Consider the following 15,335-nt stretch of genomic DNA (forward strand, 5'->3'; position numbering starts at 1 on the left):
CGGCGCGGTCACTAGACCAGTTGCAAATCCTTCGGCGCCACCCCATCAAACACCTTCCCCAACTGCGCAGGCGACAACCCATACATCCGCTTGAACAGCCCCCCGAACACCGCCCGGTATTCATTCAGCACCGGATAGTCCCGGTTCTGGAACAGCGTGGCCTGCGTCAGCGCCTGCTGCTCGCCGACGATGTGCCCGCCCGCTTGCGCCGACAGCCCACCGCCTAGCACCCAGTAAACAGTGCCATGCCCGTGGTCCGTTCCGCGATTGCCGTTCTCGCGGAAGGTGCGGCCGAACTCGCTGATGACGACCACGACGGTCTGGCGCCACGCGTCGTCGCCCATCTCCTGCGCGAAGCCGGCAACGCCGCGGCCCAGTTCTTCAAAGCGGTTGGCCAGGTAGCCGGTGCCCGCGCCCTGCCCCACGTGCGTGTCCCAGCCGCCGATGTCGACAAAGCCCAGGTCGAAGCGGTCGCGCATCAGCAATGCCATGCGGCGCGCGACCAGCTCGAAGCCCTTGGCGGTCATGGCGTTGCGGCTGGCCGCGTCCATCTCGGCCTGCACGGCGCGCGTGACTTCATCACGCACCTGGAAGCCCTCGGCCACGGGTTGCGCCAGCGATGTGTTGCGGTACATGGCCGAGATGACCTGGCTTTGCCTTGCGTCGAGCGCCGAGCGCGCATTGCCCGCGATCGCCATGTTGGCGGCCTTGGCAGTGCCGCGCAGCGAGATCGGCAACTGGTCGGTAAATGCGATGGGCGACACGTCGGTGACCGGGCCCGCGCCGAGCACGCCGGCCAGCCGGTTGAGAAAGCCCGAGCGGTAGTCGCGGCGCTTGTCGAGGGCCTGGCCCAGTTCGATGGAGTCTTGCGTTTCGAAGTGGCTGCGCGTGAGGTCGTCGGTGCCGGCGAAGGCGATGAACGACGCCTGCTTCTGCTGGAACATCGGCATCACACTCTGCGCCAGCGCGGGGTGCAGGCCCCAGTTGCTGTCGAGCGGCAGTGCGCCGTTCGGTTGGCCGGGGCGCGCGATGGCGATGTTGGGGCGTGACGCGTAATAAAAGTCGCTGGAGGTCGGCACGAGCAGGTTGCTGCAGTCGTAGGCGCCCCGCAAGAACACGACCAGCAGCTTGGCGCCTTCGGCCGCGGGTGCGGCCATCAACTGGCCGGCGGCACCCGCGAACGGGGCGGCGGCCATGAGCTTCAAGAGTTCTCGACGTTGCATGACGGTTGTCCTTTCTTCTTGCCTTGCGCCTTCCCCCTTTGGGGGAAGGTTGGGATGGGGGCACGGCGGCGTTTGTTGTTGCCTTGGCGCTTTATCGAACGCCGCTTGCCCCCACCCCTGCCCTCCCCCAGCGGGAGAGGGAGAAAAACCAAATACCTCGATCAGCGGCGCATCAGCTCGGGCGAGGCCAGCAGGAAGGTGTTCCATTCCTGCGGGTTCTTCGCCTGTGCCAGTGCCTCACGCGTGTCCGCGCCCAGCCCGCCCTGCATCGCACGCACCGCGCGTGAATCGGCCAGTTGCGGAAAGGCCGGCTTCTCCAGCGGTGCCTTGTCGTCGGTGCGGAACAGCACCGCGCCGTTGGCGCCGATGGCGCGCGCAATCTCGAAGCGCGTGTTCATCTGGCCCGCGCTGGCCCAGGCCGCTTCATTGAGCGGATAGCCGTCGGGCGTTTCGTGCCCATACAGCGGCTCGCCCATGCGGGTGATCCAGTTCAGCATCGGGCCGACGTTCTGCACCACGCGGTCGTCGTACGCGAGCCGCACGCCGGCCATCACGTAGTGCACCGGGTCGCGGAACTTGTGGCCCAGCGATGCGGCGAACTCGGGCGACTCGAACAGGGCCTTGAGCGTGATCGCGATGTCGCCATCGCTGCGCGTGAAGGCAGCGGCCATGCGATCGACCAGCGCCTGCGGCGGCTCGTCGGCCACGAAGTACACGGCCAGCTTGCGCGAGATGAAACGCGCGGTGGCCGGCGCGCGCGCCAGCCGGTCGAGTGCTTCATCGGCCTCGGCCAGACCATGCCGCTGGATCGGCTGGCCCAGCAGCGTCTTGGGGCCGTAGTCGTGCCGGTTCGGGTTGAACTCGAACAAGCCCCTGCGCACGTAGTCCGCACGCACGGCCGGCCGCACGTTGGGCAGCGGCGCATCGAGCGGCTGAAAGCTCACGCCCACGCCGGTGAGCACGCGCGCCAGCTCCTGCACGTCGGCCTGCGAATAGCCGCTGCCCACGCCCAGCGTGTGCAGCTCCATCAGCTCGCGTGCGTAGTTCTCGTTGATGCGGTTGGCGGCGTTCTGCGCGTTGTCTAGGTAGCGCAGCATGGCCGGGTGGTGCAGCGTGGCGCCGAGCAGGTCGCGGAACTTGCCGAGCGCATGCGGGCGGATGGCGTTCTCTTCGTAGTCGCCCACCATCGCGCGGATGTTGTCCTTGCGCAGGTTGACGTTGAAGTGGTTCATCCAGAACCAGGTCACCTGCTCCTGCAGCTGGTTCGGCGAGTAGAGCGCGCGCAGCACGAAGCGTTGCTGCGCTTCGCGCGCGAGCCTGTTGAGTTCCTGCTGGTAGGCCTGCCGCGCGGTCTTCTTCTGCTCTTCGTCGGGCAGCGCGTCGGCGGCCCTGCGCTGGGCTTCGAGCCCGAGCACGAGCTGGTCGAGCGGCGTGTGCGAGATCGTCATTGCGTCGATCTGCGCTTGCGCTGCGGGCGGCAGCGGCACGGGGCGTGGATTGAGCTGATCGCGCATCCACAGGGCGAGGCCGCGCTGGGTGAGCTGCGCATCGCTGCTGGCGTTGGCACCCCAGCTCACGCGATCGAGCCAGCGCAGGCGCGTGGCCTCGTTCACCGGCGTGGAAGGCAGCGAGACCGAGACCAGCGGGCGCTGGTTACCCGGCGCGGTTGCGCAGGCTGCAAGCAGCGCCAGCGCGCAGGCACCGAGCGCGAGCGACGCGCGGCGATGCAAGGAAAAGCCGGAGGCTGTCACCGGCCTCACTCCCGGCGCATGTCGTGATGGCGCACATCACCAATGGCGTGTTGCGCAACGTTGAGCGCCACGTCGACGTGCGCCAGTCCGCGTTGCTGGAACACGCGCGAGCGCGGGTCGTCTTCTTCGCGCGCCACGTCCGAACGCACCTTGCGCAGCAGGTCGATGGCGGCATGCAGGCGGCCTTCGCGCGGCAGCCAGACGTCGGTGGGTTCGCGCCACTCGATGGGCTTGCCGTCGAGCCATGCGGCGCGTTGCAGGTCGCCGATGGCGGCGTTGATCTCGTCATGCACCACCATCTCGTCGCGCGAGACCTGTCCGTCTTCAGGCCGGCGGTGATCGACTTGCCACGCGGCCGTGCGCAGGTCGGACAAGGCATGAAGATAGAACGGATGCTTGCCGTATTCGTCCGCCAGTGCAGGCAGGGAGACCGCGGCCATGAGGACCAGTGCGGCGGTGGCGGAGAGTAGGCTTTTCTTCTTCATTGGAGCTCCTGACGGTAACGGTGGCTGAGGATGCTCTCCTCAACCACCGTGCAGTGCTCCACGTTGACGCTCTTTACGTTCGTAACGGCGCGCAAAGTTGCGGCCGTTTGCACCCCCAGGTCAGGCGGTGGACAGGGTCGATGGTGCAGCGCCGGCAATCTGCCGCAGAGCCCGCTCGAACACCTCGACCGGCTGGCCACCGGAGATGAGGTGCTGGTCGTTGATGATGATCGCGGGCACCGAGTGAATGCCGGCGTCGGTGTACATGCGTTCGCGCTCGCGGGTCTCGGTCGCGAACTCGTCGCTTGCCAGAATCTCGCGGGCGCGTGCCGCGTCGAGTCCGGCCTCGGTGGCGGCGCGCACCAGCACTTCGGTGTCTGATGGGTTCTGGCTGTCGGTGAAGTAGGCCTTCAGCAGCAGCTTCTTCAGCGCTGCCTGCTTGGCGGGGCTTTCAAGCTCGGCCCAATGCAGCAGGCGATGCGCGTCGAAGGTGTTGTACACACGGGGCCGGCCTTCGGCGCTGAACTCGAAGCCCACGGCCGCGCCGCGCTGGCGGATCATCTCGCGCGATTGCGCCTGCTGTTCGCGCGTGGAGCCGTACTTCTGGTTCAGGTGTTCGAAGGTGTCCTGGCCTTCGGGTGGCATCTGCGGGTTCAGCTCGAAGGGCTGGAAGTGCAGTTCCACCGACACATCCGGTGCCACGCGCTGGATGGCCGCTTCGAGCGAACTCAGGCCAACAGCGCACCAGGGGCAGGACACATCGGAGACGAAATCGATCTTCAGGTGGGAGGTCATGGCGCCATTCTTCACGGCGCCACAACCCTTTGCGCCGGCAAGGTTTTCAGGCGGCGGCCTTGGCCATGCGGGCGTCCACCAGCGTCTGCTCGCGCAGGCGGTCGTATTCCTGCTTGTCGACCGGCACGGCATCGGGCTTGCCCAGGTCGTTCATGCGGATGCGGTAGGTTTCCCGTGCGCTCATGGCAGCCAGTGCCGCGAGCACCGTCACCGCGAAGGTGATGGCACCGACGGTGAGCCACACATTGGTCGAGCCCGGAGGCGCCACGGCAGCGAACAGTGCGGGCAGCAGCGCGGTGATGGTGGTGCCGATGTTCTGCGAGATGGCCATGGCCGACACGCGGTTGCGGGTGCGGAACAGCTCCGGATAGAAGCTCGGGAAGGTCGCGTTGTAGCCCTGGTAGACGATGCCCCACATCAGCAGCGACATGGCAATGGCCAGCGGCACGTTGCGGATGCTGATGGCATACAGGTACACGAAGGACAGCAGGCCCGAAGCCAGCGCACCCACGATGATCGGCGGCTTGCGGCCGATGCGGTCCGACAGGTTGCCCACGTACGGGATCACCAGCACCGCGAGGATGTTGCCCAGCACCGGAATCCACAGGTACACGTCTTTCTGGAAGCCGATGCCGTAGGCGGCCTGCACGGCATAGGCCGCGCCGAACACGGTGGCCACCACCGGAATGACGTTCATCAGCGCCATGCAGACCACGCGCAGCATGTCGGCCCAGCTGTCGGTGAAGGCCTGCACGATGGGCGACTTCGGCAGCTCGCCCTTCTTGTCGACTTCGGCGAAGGCCGGTGTTTCATCGACCTCGCGGCGAATGATGTAGCCGGCCACGATGACCAGGAAGCTCAGCAGGAACGGAATGCGCCAGCCCCATGAGTTGAAGGCCTCTTCGGGCATGTAGTGCGCCAGCGGCAGGAAGACGGCGGCCGCCAGGATCTGGCCGGCCTGCACGCCCTGCAGCGTGAAGCTCGCGAAGAAGCCGCGACGACCGAAGGGTGCGTGCTCAAGAATCATCGAGCTGGCGCCCGAGATTTCACCGGCCACCGCAAAGCCTTGCACGAGGCGCAGCAGCACCAGCAGCGCGGGAGCCAGCAGGCCGACCTGGTCGTAGGTCGGCAGCAGGCCGACGGCCACGGTCGAGAAACCCATCAGGAACATGCACAGCACCAGCACCTGCTTGCGGCCATGCGTGTCGCCCCAGTGGCCGAGCACGAAGGCGCCGATGGGTCGTGCGACATAGCCCACGCCATAGGTCGCGAGCGACGCGATGATGGCGGTCTTGGGGTCGCCCTTGGGAAAGAAGATCTGCGGAAAGATCAGCGCCGCGGCGGTGGCGTAGATGAAGAAGTCGTAGTACTCCAGCGCCGAGCCGATCCAGCCGCTTGCCGCGGCCTTCTTCGACTGGTGCCTGCCTTGCGGCTCATGGGCTGTGGTGTTGGCCATGTGTTGTGTCTCCAGTGTTGACGAAAAAAATCAATCAGTCCTGCGCTTGCGAAGCCATGCGCGCCGGTGCGTTGAGGGCACCGTAGGCGTCGTAGTTGCCTACGCGCTGTGCGACCTCGAAGAACAGTCCCCCCTCGAAACTCTCGGTATAGGTATGCAGGTAGTCGCCGGCCGGCGAGCGGTCGAACAGCACGCCCGCCGCGCGCATGCGCGCCAGCAGCTCGGGCGCGATGTCGATGCGCGTCGCAAGGTCGTCGTAGTAGTTGTCGGAGATGGGCACGAAGCGCGTGCCGTTGGCGCGCAGCTTGTCGACCGAATCGAAGATGTCTTCGCAGCTGAGCGCAATGTGGTGCACCGCGCCGCCGCCCGTCACGCTCAGCGTGCGCGCGGTGCGGGTGCGCTGGCTCAGCGACACGTTGAGCACGAGGCGCAGGCGGCGGTCGGCGTTGGCCACGCCACGGCTGCGGATGAGGCCGAAGGGGTCGGCCAGCTCCAGGCTTTCACCGGGCTCCAGGCCGAGCACGGCGCGCGTGAACAGCACCCAGGTGTCGAGCTGGTCGAGGGCAAGGCCGAGCGCCACGTGGTCGATGCGCTGCAGGCCGGCGTCGTTGGCAGCATCGCTTTCGTTTTCTTCTTCATCGAGGATGAAGTCGGCTTCGTACAGCCCGTTCGGGCCCAGCGCCTCGGGCACGAAATGAATGAGGTTGCCGCCCGGCGCGATGACGGCCGGCACGCGCATCTCGTTCGGGCCGACCGGGCTGTCGTGCCGCTGCGAGCGCATGGCGGTGGCACGGCCCACGGCCGCGAGCGGGTCGGCACAGCGCACGCCGAGCGCGCAGACCGAGGTGCCGTGCGCGTCGAAGCGGCTGCGCGCAAAAGAGTCTGGCTGCGCGTTGACGATGAGGTGCGTCTCGCCCTGCCGGTACAGCGTCACGGCCTTGGAGCGGTGCCTGCCGACGCGGCGAAAGCCCAGTTGCCGCAGCAGCGTGCCCAGCGTTTCGGCCGAAGCCTCGTCGGCCGCGAACTCGATGAACGACAGGCCCGAAAGTGCAGGCACCGCCGGCGGATAAAACAGCTCGACGCGCTGCGGCTGCGCAGGCGCATTCGTGGGAGCCGAGGCCAGCCGCTGGCGCGTTTCGCTTTCGAGGTACAGCAGCGAGCGCATCGCATCGACGGCGGTGCGGCGGTTGGGCGTCTCGCGAAAGATGTCGTTGAAGATTTCCAGCGACAGCGGCCCGGTGTAGCCGGCCAGCAGCACCTTCTCGAAGAAGCCGACCACGTCGAAATCGCCCTGCCCCGGAAACGAGCGGTGGTGGCGCGCCCACTGCAGCACGTCCATGGCGAGCAGCGGCGCATCGGCCATCTGCAGAAAGAAGATTTTGTCGCCCGGAATGTCGACGATGCCGGCCGGGTCGTCCTTCAGCGAGAGCGTGTGAAAGCTGTCGAGGATCAACCCGAGGTGCGGGTGGTTCGCCCGCTTCACGATGTCCCAGGCCTGGCCGTAGAGCGATGTGTGGCGGCCCCAGGCCAGCGCCTCGAAGCCCACGCGCAGGTTGCGGCGCGCGGCGCGCTCGGCCAGCTCATGCAGTTGCGCGGCAGCCAGCGCCGGGTCGTTGACGGCCAGCGGCGAGGTGTTGGAGCAGCACAGCACCATCGGTGCACCCATCGCCTCCATCAGGTCGAACTTGCGCTCGGCGCGCTCCAGGCTGCGGCGGAACTGCGGCTCGGGCATGCCCTCGAAATCGCGGAAGGGCTGGTAGAGGTCGATCGACAGGCCCAGGTCGGCAACGATGCCGCGCAGTTCGGTGGCCGTGCCCTTGAAGTTGATGAAGTCGGCCTCGAACAGCTCGATGCCATCGAAGCCCGCGGCAGCGACGGCTTCGAGCTTCTGGCGAAGGGTGCCGCTGAGCGACACGGTGGCAATGGAGCGGTGCATGGGGGTGGACTTTAGGAACACCCGGGCCGCGCCACAATCTATTCGACGTTCGTCTGATCGATTATCGAACGCCAGCGTTCAGTATTCGGACGAAATACGGGATACACCTAGGTCAAGGGACCCGCCGGCAAGCCTCAAAGGCTGCGCCAGAAATCGATCAGCAGTTGCGTGAACTCGGCCGGGCGCTCGACCGCGCTCACGTGCGCCGCGTCGATGGTCGCCAGGCGGGCGCCCGGAATGGCGGCTGCCACGGCCTCGGACATGGCCATCGGCGTGGCCTCGTCCTGCAGCCCGCCGATCACCAGCGTGGGCACGGCGATGCGGTGGTTGCTGTCGCGAAAGTCGATGGCCGCCACGGCGTTGCAGCTCTCGATGTAGCCCTGTGCGTCGGTGCGCACCAGCACGTCGTGCAGCGCCTTCGCCGCGATGGCGCCTTCGGGCGTGGCGGCAAAGGCCGGCGTGAGCCAGCGCGCCACGGCGCCGGGCGCGATGGCGGCCACGCCCTTGGCGTTGACCATTTCGGCGCGCGCACGCCACGGCGATTGGTCGGGGTAGTGCGCCGACGAATTGGCGATCACCACGGTCTTGAGCAGCTCGGGGTGCCGCACCGCCAGTGCCTGCGCGGTCATGCCGCCCATCGACAGGCCGACGAAGTGCACGGGCTCGCCGTCCGCCTCGCGTGCGATGAGGTCGGCCGCGTCCTGCGCCAGCGTCTCGATGCGCAGCGCGCCGGGCACCACCTCGGACGCGCCGTGGTTGCGGTGGTCGTAGCGGATCACCGTGTGGGCGCGCGCCAGTCGCGCGGCCACGCCGTCCCACATGTGCAGGTCGCAACCGAGCGCATGGCTGAGCACGACGATCGGGCCATCGCCCTCGCGAACGACATTCAAACGGGTCATGGTGAGCTTTCCTTTATCGGGTGTTGATGAAGACGCGGCAGCCACAGGAACGCAATGGCCATCAGCACGCTGCCCGCAAGCAGCATCGGCACGACCATCGGCCAGGCGCCGTGCGAAAAATCGGCATCGACAAAACGCGCGGCCAATTGCCCCGCGCAGAACGCGACCATCATCATGCCGAAGCCGGACCACGACACGGCCCGGCCCGCAAGATGCGGCAGGTCACCCACCGCGCCGGCCTGCCCGCACGGTTGATGGATGCCGTGGCCCAGGCAGTACACCGCATGGCCGAAGAGCAAGGGCACGGCGCTCAGCGGCATCAGCCAGCAGCCCAGCGCCTGGATGACGGCGCCAGCGAGGCTCAGTGAAGCGCCGAGCCGCACCGTGCGCACCGGCCCATAGCGGCGCAACAGGCTGCGGCACATGGTGGTGCTGAAGATGTAGACCAGCGAGCCGCCGGCCGGAATCCAGCCGTACATGGCGGGCGACCAGCCGAGGTAGCCGATGTAGACCATCGGCGACAGCAGCAGGAAGCAGAACAGCCCGCCATAGGTCGTCGCCGCCACCGAGGCCCAAGCCCTGAAGGACCGGCTGGCGAACACGGCGCGCGTGCTGCCGCGCGGCGCGGACGATTCGCCACCGGCCATCGGCTTGCGCGTTTCACCGAAGGAGCGCCAGCACAGCGCGAACAGCAGCAGCGAATAGACCGCCATCGCGACCATCACCCAGCGCCACCCCGCGCCCTGCACCAGCCACGCGCCGAGCAGCGGCGCCACCAGCCCGACCATGCCCAGCCCCGTGAGACCACGCGCCATGACATGCGGGCCTTCGTGCGCGGGATAGAGATCGCGCACCGCCGCGCGCGAGCACACGAGGATGGCGGCCATCGAAAAGCCCTGCACCGTGCGCCAGCCGGCGAGCACCGCGACGCTGCCCGCGAAGGCGCCGCCGAAGGCTGCGATCACGTAGCAGGCGAGTCCGGCCAGCAGCACGGGCCTTCGGCCGAAGCGGTCGGCCAGCGGCCCGCACAGCAACTGCGCAAAGCCGAAGGCCAGCACGAACAGCGTGAGGCTGGTGCTGGCCGAGCCCAGCTCCTTCGCGATGGCGGGGAGCGCGGGCAGGTAGCTGTCGGTGGCCACCGGTTGCGCCGCCAGCAGCAGCGGCAGCAGCAAGGTGAAGCTGACGTCGAAGCGGCCCCTCTTCGGGGCTGGCGGCGCGTTCACCGCGCCGCAGGCGCAGCGGGCGAAGCGGGCGTTGAGGGCAGCAGGCCCTTCTCGCGCAGGATGTTCGTGGCAATGCCGAAGGCATGGTTGGCCACCGGCACGCCGCAGTAGATGGCGGCCATCATGATCACTTCCTTGATGTCTTCGGGCGTGAGGCGCGACTCGGGCGGCCCGTCGAGCGCGGCGCGCACGTGCATCGCGAACTCTTCATACGCGTGGATGCCCAGCATCATCGACAGCACCATGTAGCGGCGCGTCTTGTCGCCGAGCGCGGGGCGACCCCAGATGTCGTTCCACGCGTGGCGCGTGATCAGTTCCTGGAACTCGGCGTTGAATTCGTTGCGGTTGGCCAGCGACTTGTCGACCCAGGCATCGCCGAGCACGCGGCGGCGATTGAGCAGGCCGTCTTCGTAGTCGTTGCGCGGGGTTTCGGGGGCGGTCATTGAGAGAGTTCCTTGTTGTTTTCCGAGAGCTTGGCTTGCAGCGCTTTCACTTCCGCGAGCGCGATCTGGCCGGCGTTGATGGCGAGCGCGGGGTCGAACCATTCGTCGGCCGCGTCGCGCGGCAGCTCGGCGCGCAGGCGGTCGATGTTGGCGCGCATGCGCACCGCATCGACCTGCAGGCCGGGCAATGCACCGGCCATGGCGCGCACGCTCCCGTGCGCCGACATCAGCAGTTGCGGCCATTCGGCCAGCTCGGCCTGCCATGCGCCGAGCGCGCGTTCGTGCTGCTGAGGCATGGCGCCGAGCAACGCGGCCACGCGCTGCGGTGCGCGGTGCGCGGCGGCGATGGCGACCATCGAGGCGACAGGATTGCGCTTGTGCGGCATGGCAGACGAACCGCCGCGGCCGGGCTCGCTGGGCTCGGCGACTTCGGCGACTTCGTACTGGCCGAGCAGCGCGATGTCGACGGCGATCTTGCCGAGGCTGCCGGTGACGAGGCCCAGCTCGCAGCCGAGCGCCACCCATTCGTCGCGCTGCGTGTGCCACGTGGCGCCGGGGTCGCCCAGGCCCAGTTCCTTGGCCATGCGCTGGCGCACGGCCGCGCCCTGCCCCTTCATCTGTGCCAGCGTGCCGACTGCGCCGCCGAGCTGCAACTGCAGCGCGTGCTTCGCCGCGTCGCGCAGGCGGATGCGGCTGCGCACCAGCGGCGCGGCCCAGCCCGCGCACTTGAAGCCGAAGCTGGTGACCGAGGCCGGCTGCATCAGCGTGCGCGCGAGCATCGGCGTTTCAGCATGCGTGGTGGCCAGGCGCAGCAAGGCGTCGGCCGCCTTGGCGAGATCGGCCTCGACGAGCGCCACCGCCTCGCGCGTGACCAGCGCCATCGCGCTGTCGATCACGTCCTGGCTGGTGCTGCCGAAGTGCACGAAGGGCACGGCGTCGGCATTGAACAGGCCCACGGCTTCGCGCAGCGCCTTGACCAGCGGGATCGCGACGCTGCCGGCACGGCCGCTTTCGCGAACGATCTTGGCCACGTCGAACAGCTCGACCTTGCAACTGCCGACGATCGAATGCGCGGCGCTTTCGGGGATCAGCCCTTCGGCGGATTGCGCACGCGCGAGTGCGGCTTCGAAGCGAAGCATCGCGTCGACAAACGCGCGGTCGCTGAATGCGCCGAGCGTTTCGGATGTGGAAAGAAAACCTTCAAAAATACTCATGCGGTGACCTGAACTTTCAATATTTCAATTGGGCCACGGCACGCAATTCCTCCGGGGACGCTGTGCCAAAACCGAAGAACTCCAGGTAGGCCGGAATCATCTCGAAGAGCATGTCGGTGCCGACCTGCACCTGGCAGCCCTTGGCTTTCGCGGCCTGCAGCAGCGGCGTGTATTCGGTCTTCATCACGACCTCGCCGACGAAGGTGTCGGGGCCGATGCGGTCCACGTCGAAGGGCAGCGGGTCGCCCTCTTTCATGCCGAGCGGCGTGGCGTTGACGACCACGTCGAAACCGGCGGGGTCTTTCGAGCCCGTGGTCACTTTCATCTGCGGATAGTTTTCGCGCAGGCGCGCGGCCAGCGCATTCGCCGATGCATCGCTCATGTCGAACAGCATCAGCTCGGCCGCACCGGCCGCCGCGATCGACGCCGCAATGGCCGAGCCCACGCCGCCGGTGCCCGACACCAGCACGCGCGTGCCCTTGAACAGCCGCCCCTTGCGCTCCACGCCGCGCACGAAGCCGGCACCGTCGAACTGGTCGCCCAGCAGCGTGCCGTCGGGCCGCTTGAGGATGGCGTTGCAGGCGCCCGCGACGCGCGCAGTCGGCGTCACTTCGTCGACCAGCGTCATCGTCGTGACCTTGTGCGGCATGGTGACCAGCGCGCCGCGAAGGTTCGAGAACTTGAAGATCTGCGGCAGCGAGGCTGCGTAGTCCTCGGGCTTCACGCCCATCGGCACCACCACCGCATCAATGCCCTGCTTGTCGAACCAGGGGTTGTAGATCATCGGCGCCTTGAAGGCCTCGGTCGGGTAGCCGAGGTGGGCGATGAGCGTTGTCTTGCCGGAAATCATGGGACTCGTTTCAATGAAGGAATGGGGTCAGGCGACGTTGGCTGAGTGGTATCGGATCGGCTGTGCGATCTCGCCGTGCATGGCCGGCGGATAGACGATCTCGCGCAAAAAATTCGCATCGGCCCGCAGCGCCGTGGCCGCATCGGCATGACCGAAGTAGCGCAGGTAGTGCGGCATCTGCTGGATCAGCATCTCGAAGCCGGCCTGCGCATGCAGCCCGCGTGCACGGGCCGCGCGCACCAGCGGCGTGGGCTGGTTGCGCAGAAGAATGTCGAACAGCGCCGCATGGCTGTCCATGCGCGCCACGTCGAGCGGCAACGCATCACCCTCGACCAGCCCCAGCGGCGTGGCGTTGATGACAAGGTCGTAGCCCTCGGGCGCGTTGCTGTCGACCGCAACCACCGTGGCGTCGAAGAAGGCATCGAGCTTGGCAGCCACGCCGGCCGCCTTGCCGGCCGCGCTGTCGTAGAAGGCGATGTGCTCCGCGCCATTCACCGTGCCGCCTTCGGCCAGCGCCACGCCGATGGCCGCGGCGCTCACGCCCGCGCCGAGGATCAGCACGCGCTTGCCGCGAAAGGGGGTGTTGTAGTGATCGAGCGCACCGATGAGGCCTTCGCCGTCGAACAGGTCGCCTTCGAGTTGGTCGCCCTCGATGCGTCGCACCACGTTGACCGAGCCCGCCACCCGCCCGAACAGGCCGCAGCCGTCGAGCAGGTCGACCACCAGCGGCTTGTGCGGTGGCGCGATCACCATGCCGCGCACATTGCGCGCAAGAAAGGCCGACCTGAAGAACACCGCGAAGTCGCGCACCGGCACCTGCATGGGCAGCAGCACGGCGTCGATGCCGAAGCGCTCGAAGGTGGCGTTGAACATGCGCGGCAGGCGCACGTTGCGAACCGGATCGCCCGGGATCAGATACGCCTGGGTGCTGCCGCTGATGGAATGGCTCATGTGCTTGCTTTCCGTTCGTCAATCGCTCTTTGAGAGGCCGGATGCCGAGCTTTATAGTCCGATCCTCTCCTTTGCGCAGCCCTGGATGGGCTCAAACGTACGATCATCGATCTTTAAAAATCGTTAATCGTTCAAACCAAGGGTTTTCACCGTCACTTCATGCTGCTTCAAAACCGCCCGCCGCAGGCACACTTCCGCCCATGAGCAAGGACGATTCGACCCCGCCCACCGGCCTGGACAAGCGCGACTGGATCGCCGGCCTGGAGCGCGGCGTGAGCATCATCGAGGCCTTCGACGATGCCAACCCGCGCCTGACCGCCAGCCAGGCCGGCCAGCGCACGGACATGACGCGCACCGCCGCAAGGCGCTACCTGCTGACGCTGCAGCACATGGGCTATGTGGCGAGCGACGGCAAGCTGTTCTGGCTCACGCCGCGCGTGCTGCGCCTGGGCCGCTCGTACCTGGAATCGGCCCGCCTGCCGCGCGTGGTGCAGCCCTTTCTGCAGCGCGTGGCGGCCGGCACCAACGAGATCGCCTACCTCAGCGTGATGGACGGCGACGAGGTGATCTACATCGCCCGCAACGGCCCCAACCGCAGCATGAGCACCGGCTACGTGCTGGGCGCGCGCGTGCCGGCGCAGGTGACGGCCGCGGGCATGCTGATGCTGGCCTTGCGCAGCGACGCGGAGCTGAACGAGTGGCTGACGACGCGGCAGCTGCAGGTGTTCACCCCGCACACCATCGCGAGCATGGAGCGCATGAAGCTCGAACTCGCGCGCATCCGGGCGCAGGGCTGGGCGCTGTCGGAGCAGCAACTCGACCTGAACTCGCGCGGCATCGCGGTGCCGCTGCGCGACCGGCACGGCGCGCTGGTGGGTGCGCTGAACATCACGATGCCGATGGGGCATGAAAGCTCCGAAGACGCGGTGGCGCGCGTGCTGCCGGTGCTGCGCGAGACGGCGCAGGCGATGCGCAACCTGATCTGAGAGCGCTGAAAGCTCAAAAGGCCGACTGACAGCATTCCGACAGCATCCGCCGGGCAGGATGCGCGCTTTCAATCAAAAGCGCTGGAGACAAAGCCCCATGTCCGACCTCTTTTCGAACGACACCGCAATGAACCGCCGCCACTGGCTGCAAGCCGGCGGCGCCCTCTCCCTGGGCGGCCTGCTGCCTTCCATCGCTTCAGCGCAAGACACCTGGCCGAGCAAGTCGATCCGCTTCGTCGTGCCTTTCGCGCCGGGCGGCAGCTCGGAGATCGTCGCGCGCTCCACGGCCGCAGAACTCTCGCGCACGCTGGGCCAGAGCGTGTTCGTCGACAACAAGCCGGGCGCGGCCGGCAACATCGCGATGAGCGAAGTGGCGCGCAGCACCGACCAGCACACGATCATCCTCGGCCACATCGGCACGCTGGCGGTCAACCCGTACATCTTTGCCAAGCTGCCCTACGACGCCAACAAGGACTTCAAGCCCGTGAGCCTGCTGGCCAAGGTGCCCAGCCTGTACGTGGTGCACCCTGATGTGCCAGCGAAGAACCTCAAGGAATTCATCGCGTACGCCAAGTCGAAGCCGGGCAAGCTGAGCTACGGCTCCGCCGGCAACGGCAGCGCCGGCCACCTGGCTTTCGAGTACCTGAAGATGACGGCCGACGTGTTCATGCTGCACGTGCCCTACCGCGGCACCGGCCCGATGGTGACCGACCTGCTCTCGGGCCGGCTCGATGCCTCGGCCATCGGCGCGGCCGCCATCATTCCCTTCATCAAGGCGGGCAAGGTGCGCTGCATCGCCACCGGTTCGACCAAGCGGCTGCCGCAATTGCCCGACGTGCCGACAGTGGCCGAGCAAGGTTTTCCCGGCTTCGAGATGACGCAGTGGTACGGCATGCTGGCACCGGCCAATTTCACGCCGGCCAACCTGGCCAAGCTCTCGGCCGAGACGATGAAGGCGGTGAAGTCGCCCGACTCGATGCAGCGGCTCACGGCCGATGCGGCCGAAGCTGTCGGCAGCACGCCCGAGCAGTTCGCACAGTTCATCGCGGCGGAGCAGGCGCGCTGGCAAAAGGTGATCGCAAGGGCAAACATCAAGCCTGATTGAGCGTTTCACGCTCTAGCA

Annotated in this window: 14 protein-coding genes; 2 read left to right on the plus strand and 12 right to left on the minus strand. The window is 67.3% G+C overall.

Annotated features, from left to right (window positions below; translation table 11 throughout):
- Positions 1 to 11: 11 nt before the first annotated feature.
- From ACSFB7_RS05510 to ACSFB7_RS05565, 12 genes are all read right to left on the minus strand, one after another.
- A complete protein-coding gene (locus tag ACSFB7_RS05510; protein WP_435467810.1) occupies positions 12 to 1,223 on the minus strand; it encodes a DUF1501 domain-containing protein in 1,212 nt (403 codons plus the stop codon).
- 161 nt (positions 1,224 to 1,384) lie between these two features.
- Complete coding sequence (locus tag ACSFB7_RS05515; RefSeq protein ID WP_435467812.1) at positions 1,385 to 2,974, minus strand: DUF1800 domain-containing protein; 1,590 nt, start codon at positions 2,972 to 2,974, stop codon at positions 1,385 to 1,387.
- A gap of 5 nt (positions 2,975 to 2,979) precedes the next feature.
- Positions 2,980 to 3,459 carry a hypothetical protein gene (locus tag ACSFB7_RS05520; RefSeq protein WP_435467814.1) on the minus strand — a complete coding sequence of 160 codons (480 nt, stop codon included), beginning with the start codon at positions 3,457 to 3,459 and terminating at the stop codon, positions 2,980 to 2,982.
- 120 nt (positions 3,460 to 3,579) lie between these two features.
- Positions 3,580 to 4,254: a DsbA family oxidoreductase gene (locus ACSFB7_RS05525; RefSeq protein ID WP_435467816.1), complete on the minus strand. Its 675-nt coding sequence runs from the start codon at positions 4,252 to 4,254 to the stop codon at positions 3,580 to 3,582.
- Between the two features lie 46 nt (positions 4,255 to 4,300).
- Positions 4,301 to 5,710: an MFS transporter gene (locus ACSFB7_RS05530; RefSeq protein ID WP_435467818.1), complete on the minus strand. Its 1,410-nt coding sequence runs from the start codon at positions 5,708 to 5,710 to the stop codon at positions 4,301 to 4,303.
- 34 nt (positions 5,711 to 5,744) lie between these two features.
- Positions 5,745 to 7,646 (minus strand): bifunctional sugar phosphate isomerase/epimerase/4-hydroxyphenylpyruvate dioxygenase family protein, encoded by a 1,902-nt coding sequence (locus tag ACSFB7_RS05535; protein ID WP_435467820.1) that lies wholly within the window; start codon positions 7,644 to 7,646, stop codon positions 5,745 to 5,747.
- A 134-nt stretch (positions 7,647 to 7,780) separates the two neighbouring features.
- Complete coding sequence (locus ACSFB7_RS05540) at positions 7,781 to 8,545, minus strand: alpha/beta fold hydrolase (protein ID WP_435467822.1); 765 nt, start codon at positions 8,543 to 8,545, stop codon at positions 7,781 to 7,783.
- Positions 8,542 to 9,768 carry a multidrug effflux MFS transporter gene (locus tag ACSFB7_RS05545; protein ID WP_435467824.1) on the minus strand — a complete coding sequence of 409 codons (1,227 nt, stop codon included), beginning with the start codon at positions 9,766 to 9,768 and terminating at the stop codon, positions 8,542 to 8,544. Before ACSFB7_RS05545 ends, ACSFB7_RS05540 begins: the two co-directional genes overlap by 4 nt.
- The gene (locus tag ACSFB7_RS05550) at positions 9,765 to 10,211 is read right to left on the minus strand and encodes a carboxymuconolactone decarboxylase family protein (RefSeq protein ID WP_435467826.1); all 447 of its coding nucleotides are present in this window, start codon (positions 10,209 to 10,211) and stop codon (positions 9,765 to 9,767) included. Before ACSFB7_RS05550 ends, ACSFB7_RS05545 begins: the two co-directional genes overlap by 4 nt.
- Positions 10,208 to 11,425 (minus strand): 3-carboxy-cis,cis-muconate cycloisomerase, encoded by a 1,218-nt coding sequence (pcaB, locus tag ACSFB7_RS05555; protein ID WP_435467828.1) that lies wholly within the window; start codon positions 11,423 to 11,425, stop codon positions 10,208 to 10,210. Before pcaB ends, ACSFB7_RS05550 begins: the two co-directional genes overlap by 4 nt.
- Positions 11,426 to 11,441: 16 nt before the next feature.
- Positions 11,442 to 12,275: a shikimate dehydrogenase family protein gene (locus ACSFB7_RS05560; protein WP_435467830.1), complete on the minus strand. Its 834-nt coding sequence runs from the start codon at positions 12,273 to 12,275 to the stop codon at positions 11,442 to 11,444.
- A gap of 27 nt (positions 12,276 to 12,302) precedes the next feature.
- Positions 12,303 to 13,226 carry a shikimate dehydrogenase family protein gene (locus ACSFB7_RS05565; protein WP_435467832.1) on the minus strand — a complete coding sequence of 308 codons (924 nt, stop codon included), beginning with the start codon at positions 13,224 to 13,226 and terminating at the stop codon, positions 12,303 to 12,305.
- A 200-nt stretch (positions 13,227 to 13,426) separates the two neighbouring features.
- On the opposite strand from ACSFB7_RS05565, the gene ACSFB7_RS05570 reads away from it, so the two are divergent.
- Positions 13,427 to 14,212 carry an IclR family transcriptional regulator domain-containing protein gene (locus ACSFB7_RS05570; protein ID WP_435467834.1) on the plus strand — a complete coding sequence of 262 codons (786 nt, stop codon included), beginning with the start codon at positions 13,427 to 13,429 and terminating at the stop codon, positions 14,210 to 14,212.
- Between the two features lie 97 nt (positions 14,213 to 14,309).
- Positions 14,310 to 15,317 carry a Bug family tripartite tricarboxylate transporter substrate binding protein gene (locus ACSFB7_RS05575; protein ID WP_435467835.1) on the plus strand — a complete coding sequence of 336 codons (1,008 nt, stop codon included), beginning with the start codon at positions 14,310 to 14,312 and terminating at the stop codon, positions 15,315 to 15,317.
- The last annotated feature ends 18 nt before the right edge of the window (positions 15,318 to 15,335 follow it).

The organism is Variovorax raffinosi (genome assembly GCF_051216615.1).
Taxonomy (GTDB): Bacteria; Pseudomonadota; Gammaproteobacteria; order Burkholderiales; family Burkholderiaceae_C; genus Variovorax.

What these genes read in the sequence shown, in the direction of transcription:
- ACSFB7_RS05510 (WP_435467810.1), bottom strand. Translation starts at nt 1,223, where the DNA reads ATGCAACGTCGAGAACTCTTGAAGCTCATGGCCGCCGCCCCGTTCGCG.
- ACSFB7_RS05520 (WP_435467814.1), bottom strand. Translation starts at nt 3,459, where the DNA reads ATGAAGAAGAAAAGCCTACTCTCCGCCACCGCCGCACTGGTCCTCATG.
- ACSFB7_RS05525 (WP_435467816.1), bottom strand. Translation starts at nt 4,254, where the DNA reads ATGACCTCCCACCTGAAGATCGATTTCGTCTCCGATGTGTCCTGCCCC.
- ACSFB7_RS05530 (WP_435467818.1), bottom strand. Translation starts at nt 5,710, where the DNA reads ATGGCCAACACCACAGCCCATGAGCCGCAAGGCAGGCACCAGTCGAAG.
- ACSFB7_RS05535 (WP_435467820.1), bottom strand. Translation starts at nt 7,646, where the DNA reads ATGCACCGCTCCATTGCCACCGTGTCGCTCAGCGGCACCCTTCGCCAG.
- ACSFB7_RS05540 (WP_435467822.1), bottom strand. Translation starts at nt 8,545, where the DNA reads ATGACCCGTTTGAATGTCGTTCGCGAGGGCGATGGCCCGATCGTCGTG.
- ACSFB7_RS05550 (WP_435467826.1), bottom strand. Translation starts at nt 10,211, where the DNA reads ATGACCGCCCCCGAAACCCCGCGCAACGACTACGAAGACGGCCTGCTC.
- pcaB (WP_435467828.1), bottom strand. Translation starts at nt 11,425, where the DNA reads ATGAGTATTTTTGAAGGTTTTCTTTCCACATCCGAAACGCTCGGCGCA.
- ACSFB7_RS05560 (WP_435467830.1), bottom strand. Translation starts at nt 12,275, where the DNA reads ATGATTTCCGGCAAGACAACGCTCATCGCCCACCTCGGCTACCCGACC.
- ACSFB7_RS05565 (WP_435467832.1), bottom strand. Translation starts at nt 13,226, where the DNA reads ATGAGCCATTCCATCAGCGGCAGCACCCAGGCGTATCTGATCCCGGGC.
- ACSFB7_RS05570 (WP_435467834.1), top strand. Translation starts at nt 13,427, where the DNA reads ATGAGCAAGGACGATTCGACCCCGCCCACCGGCCTGGACAAGCGCGAC.
- ACSFB7_RS05575 (WP_435467835.1), top strand. Translation starts at nt 14,310, where the DNA reads ATGTCCGACCTCTTTTCGAACGACACCGCAATGAACCGCCGCCACTGG.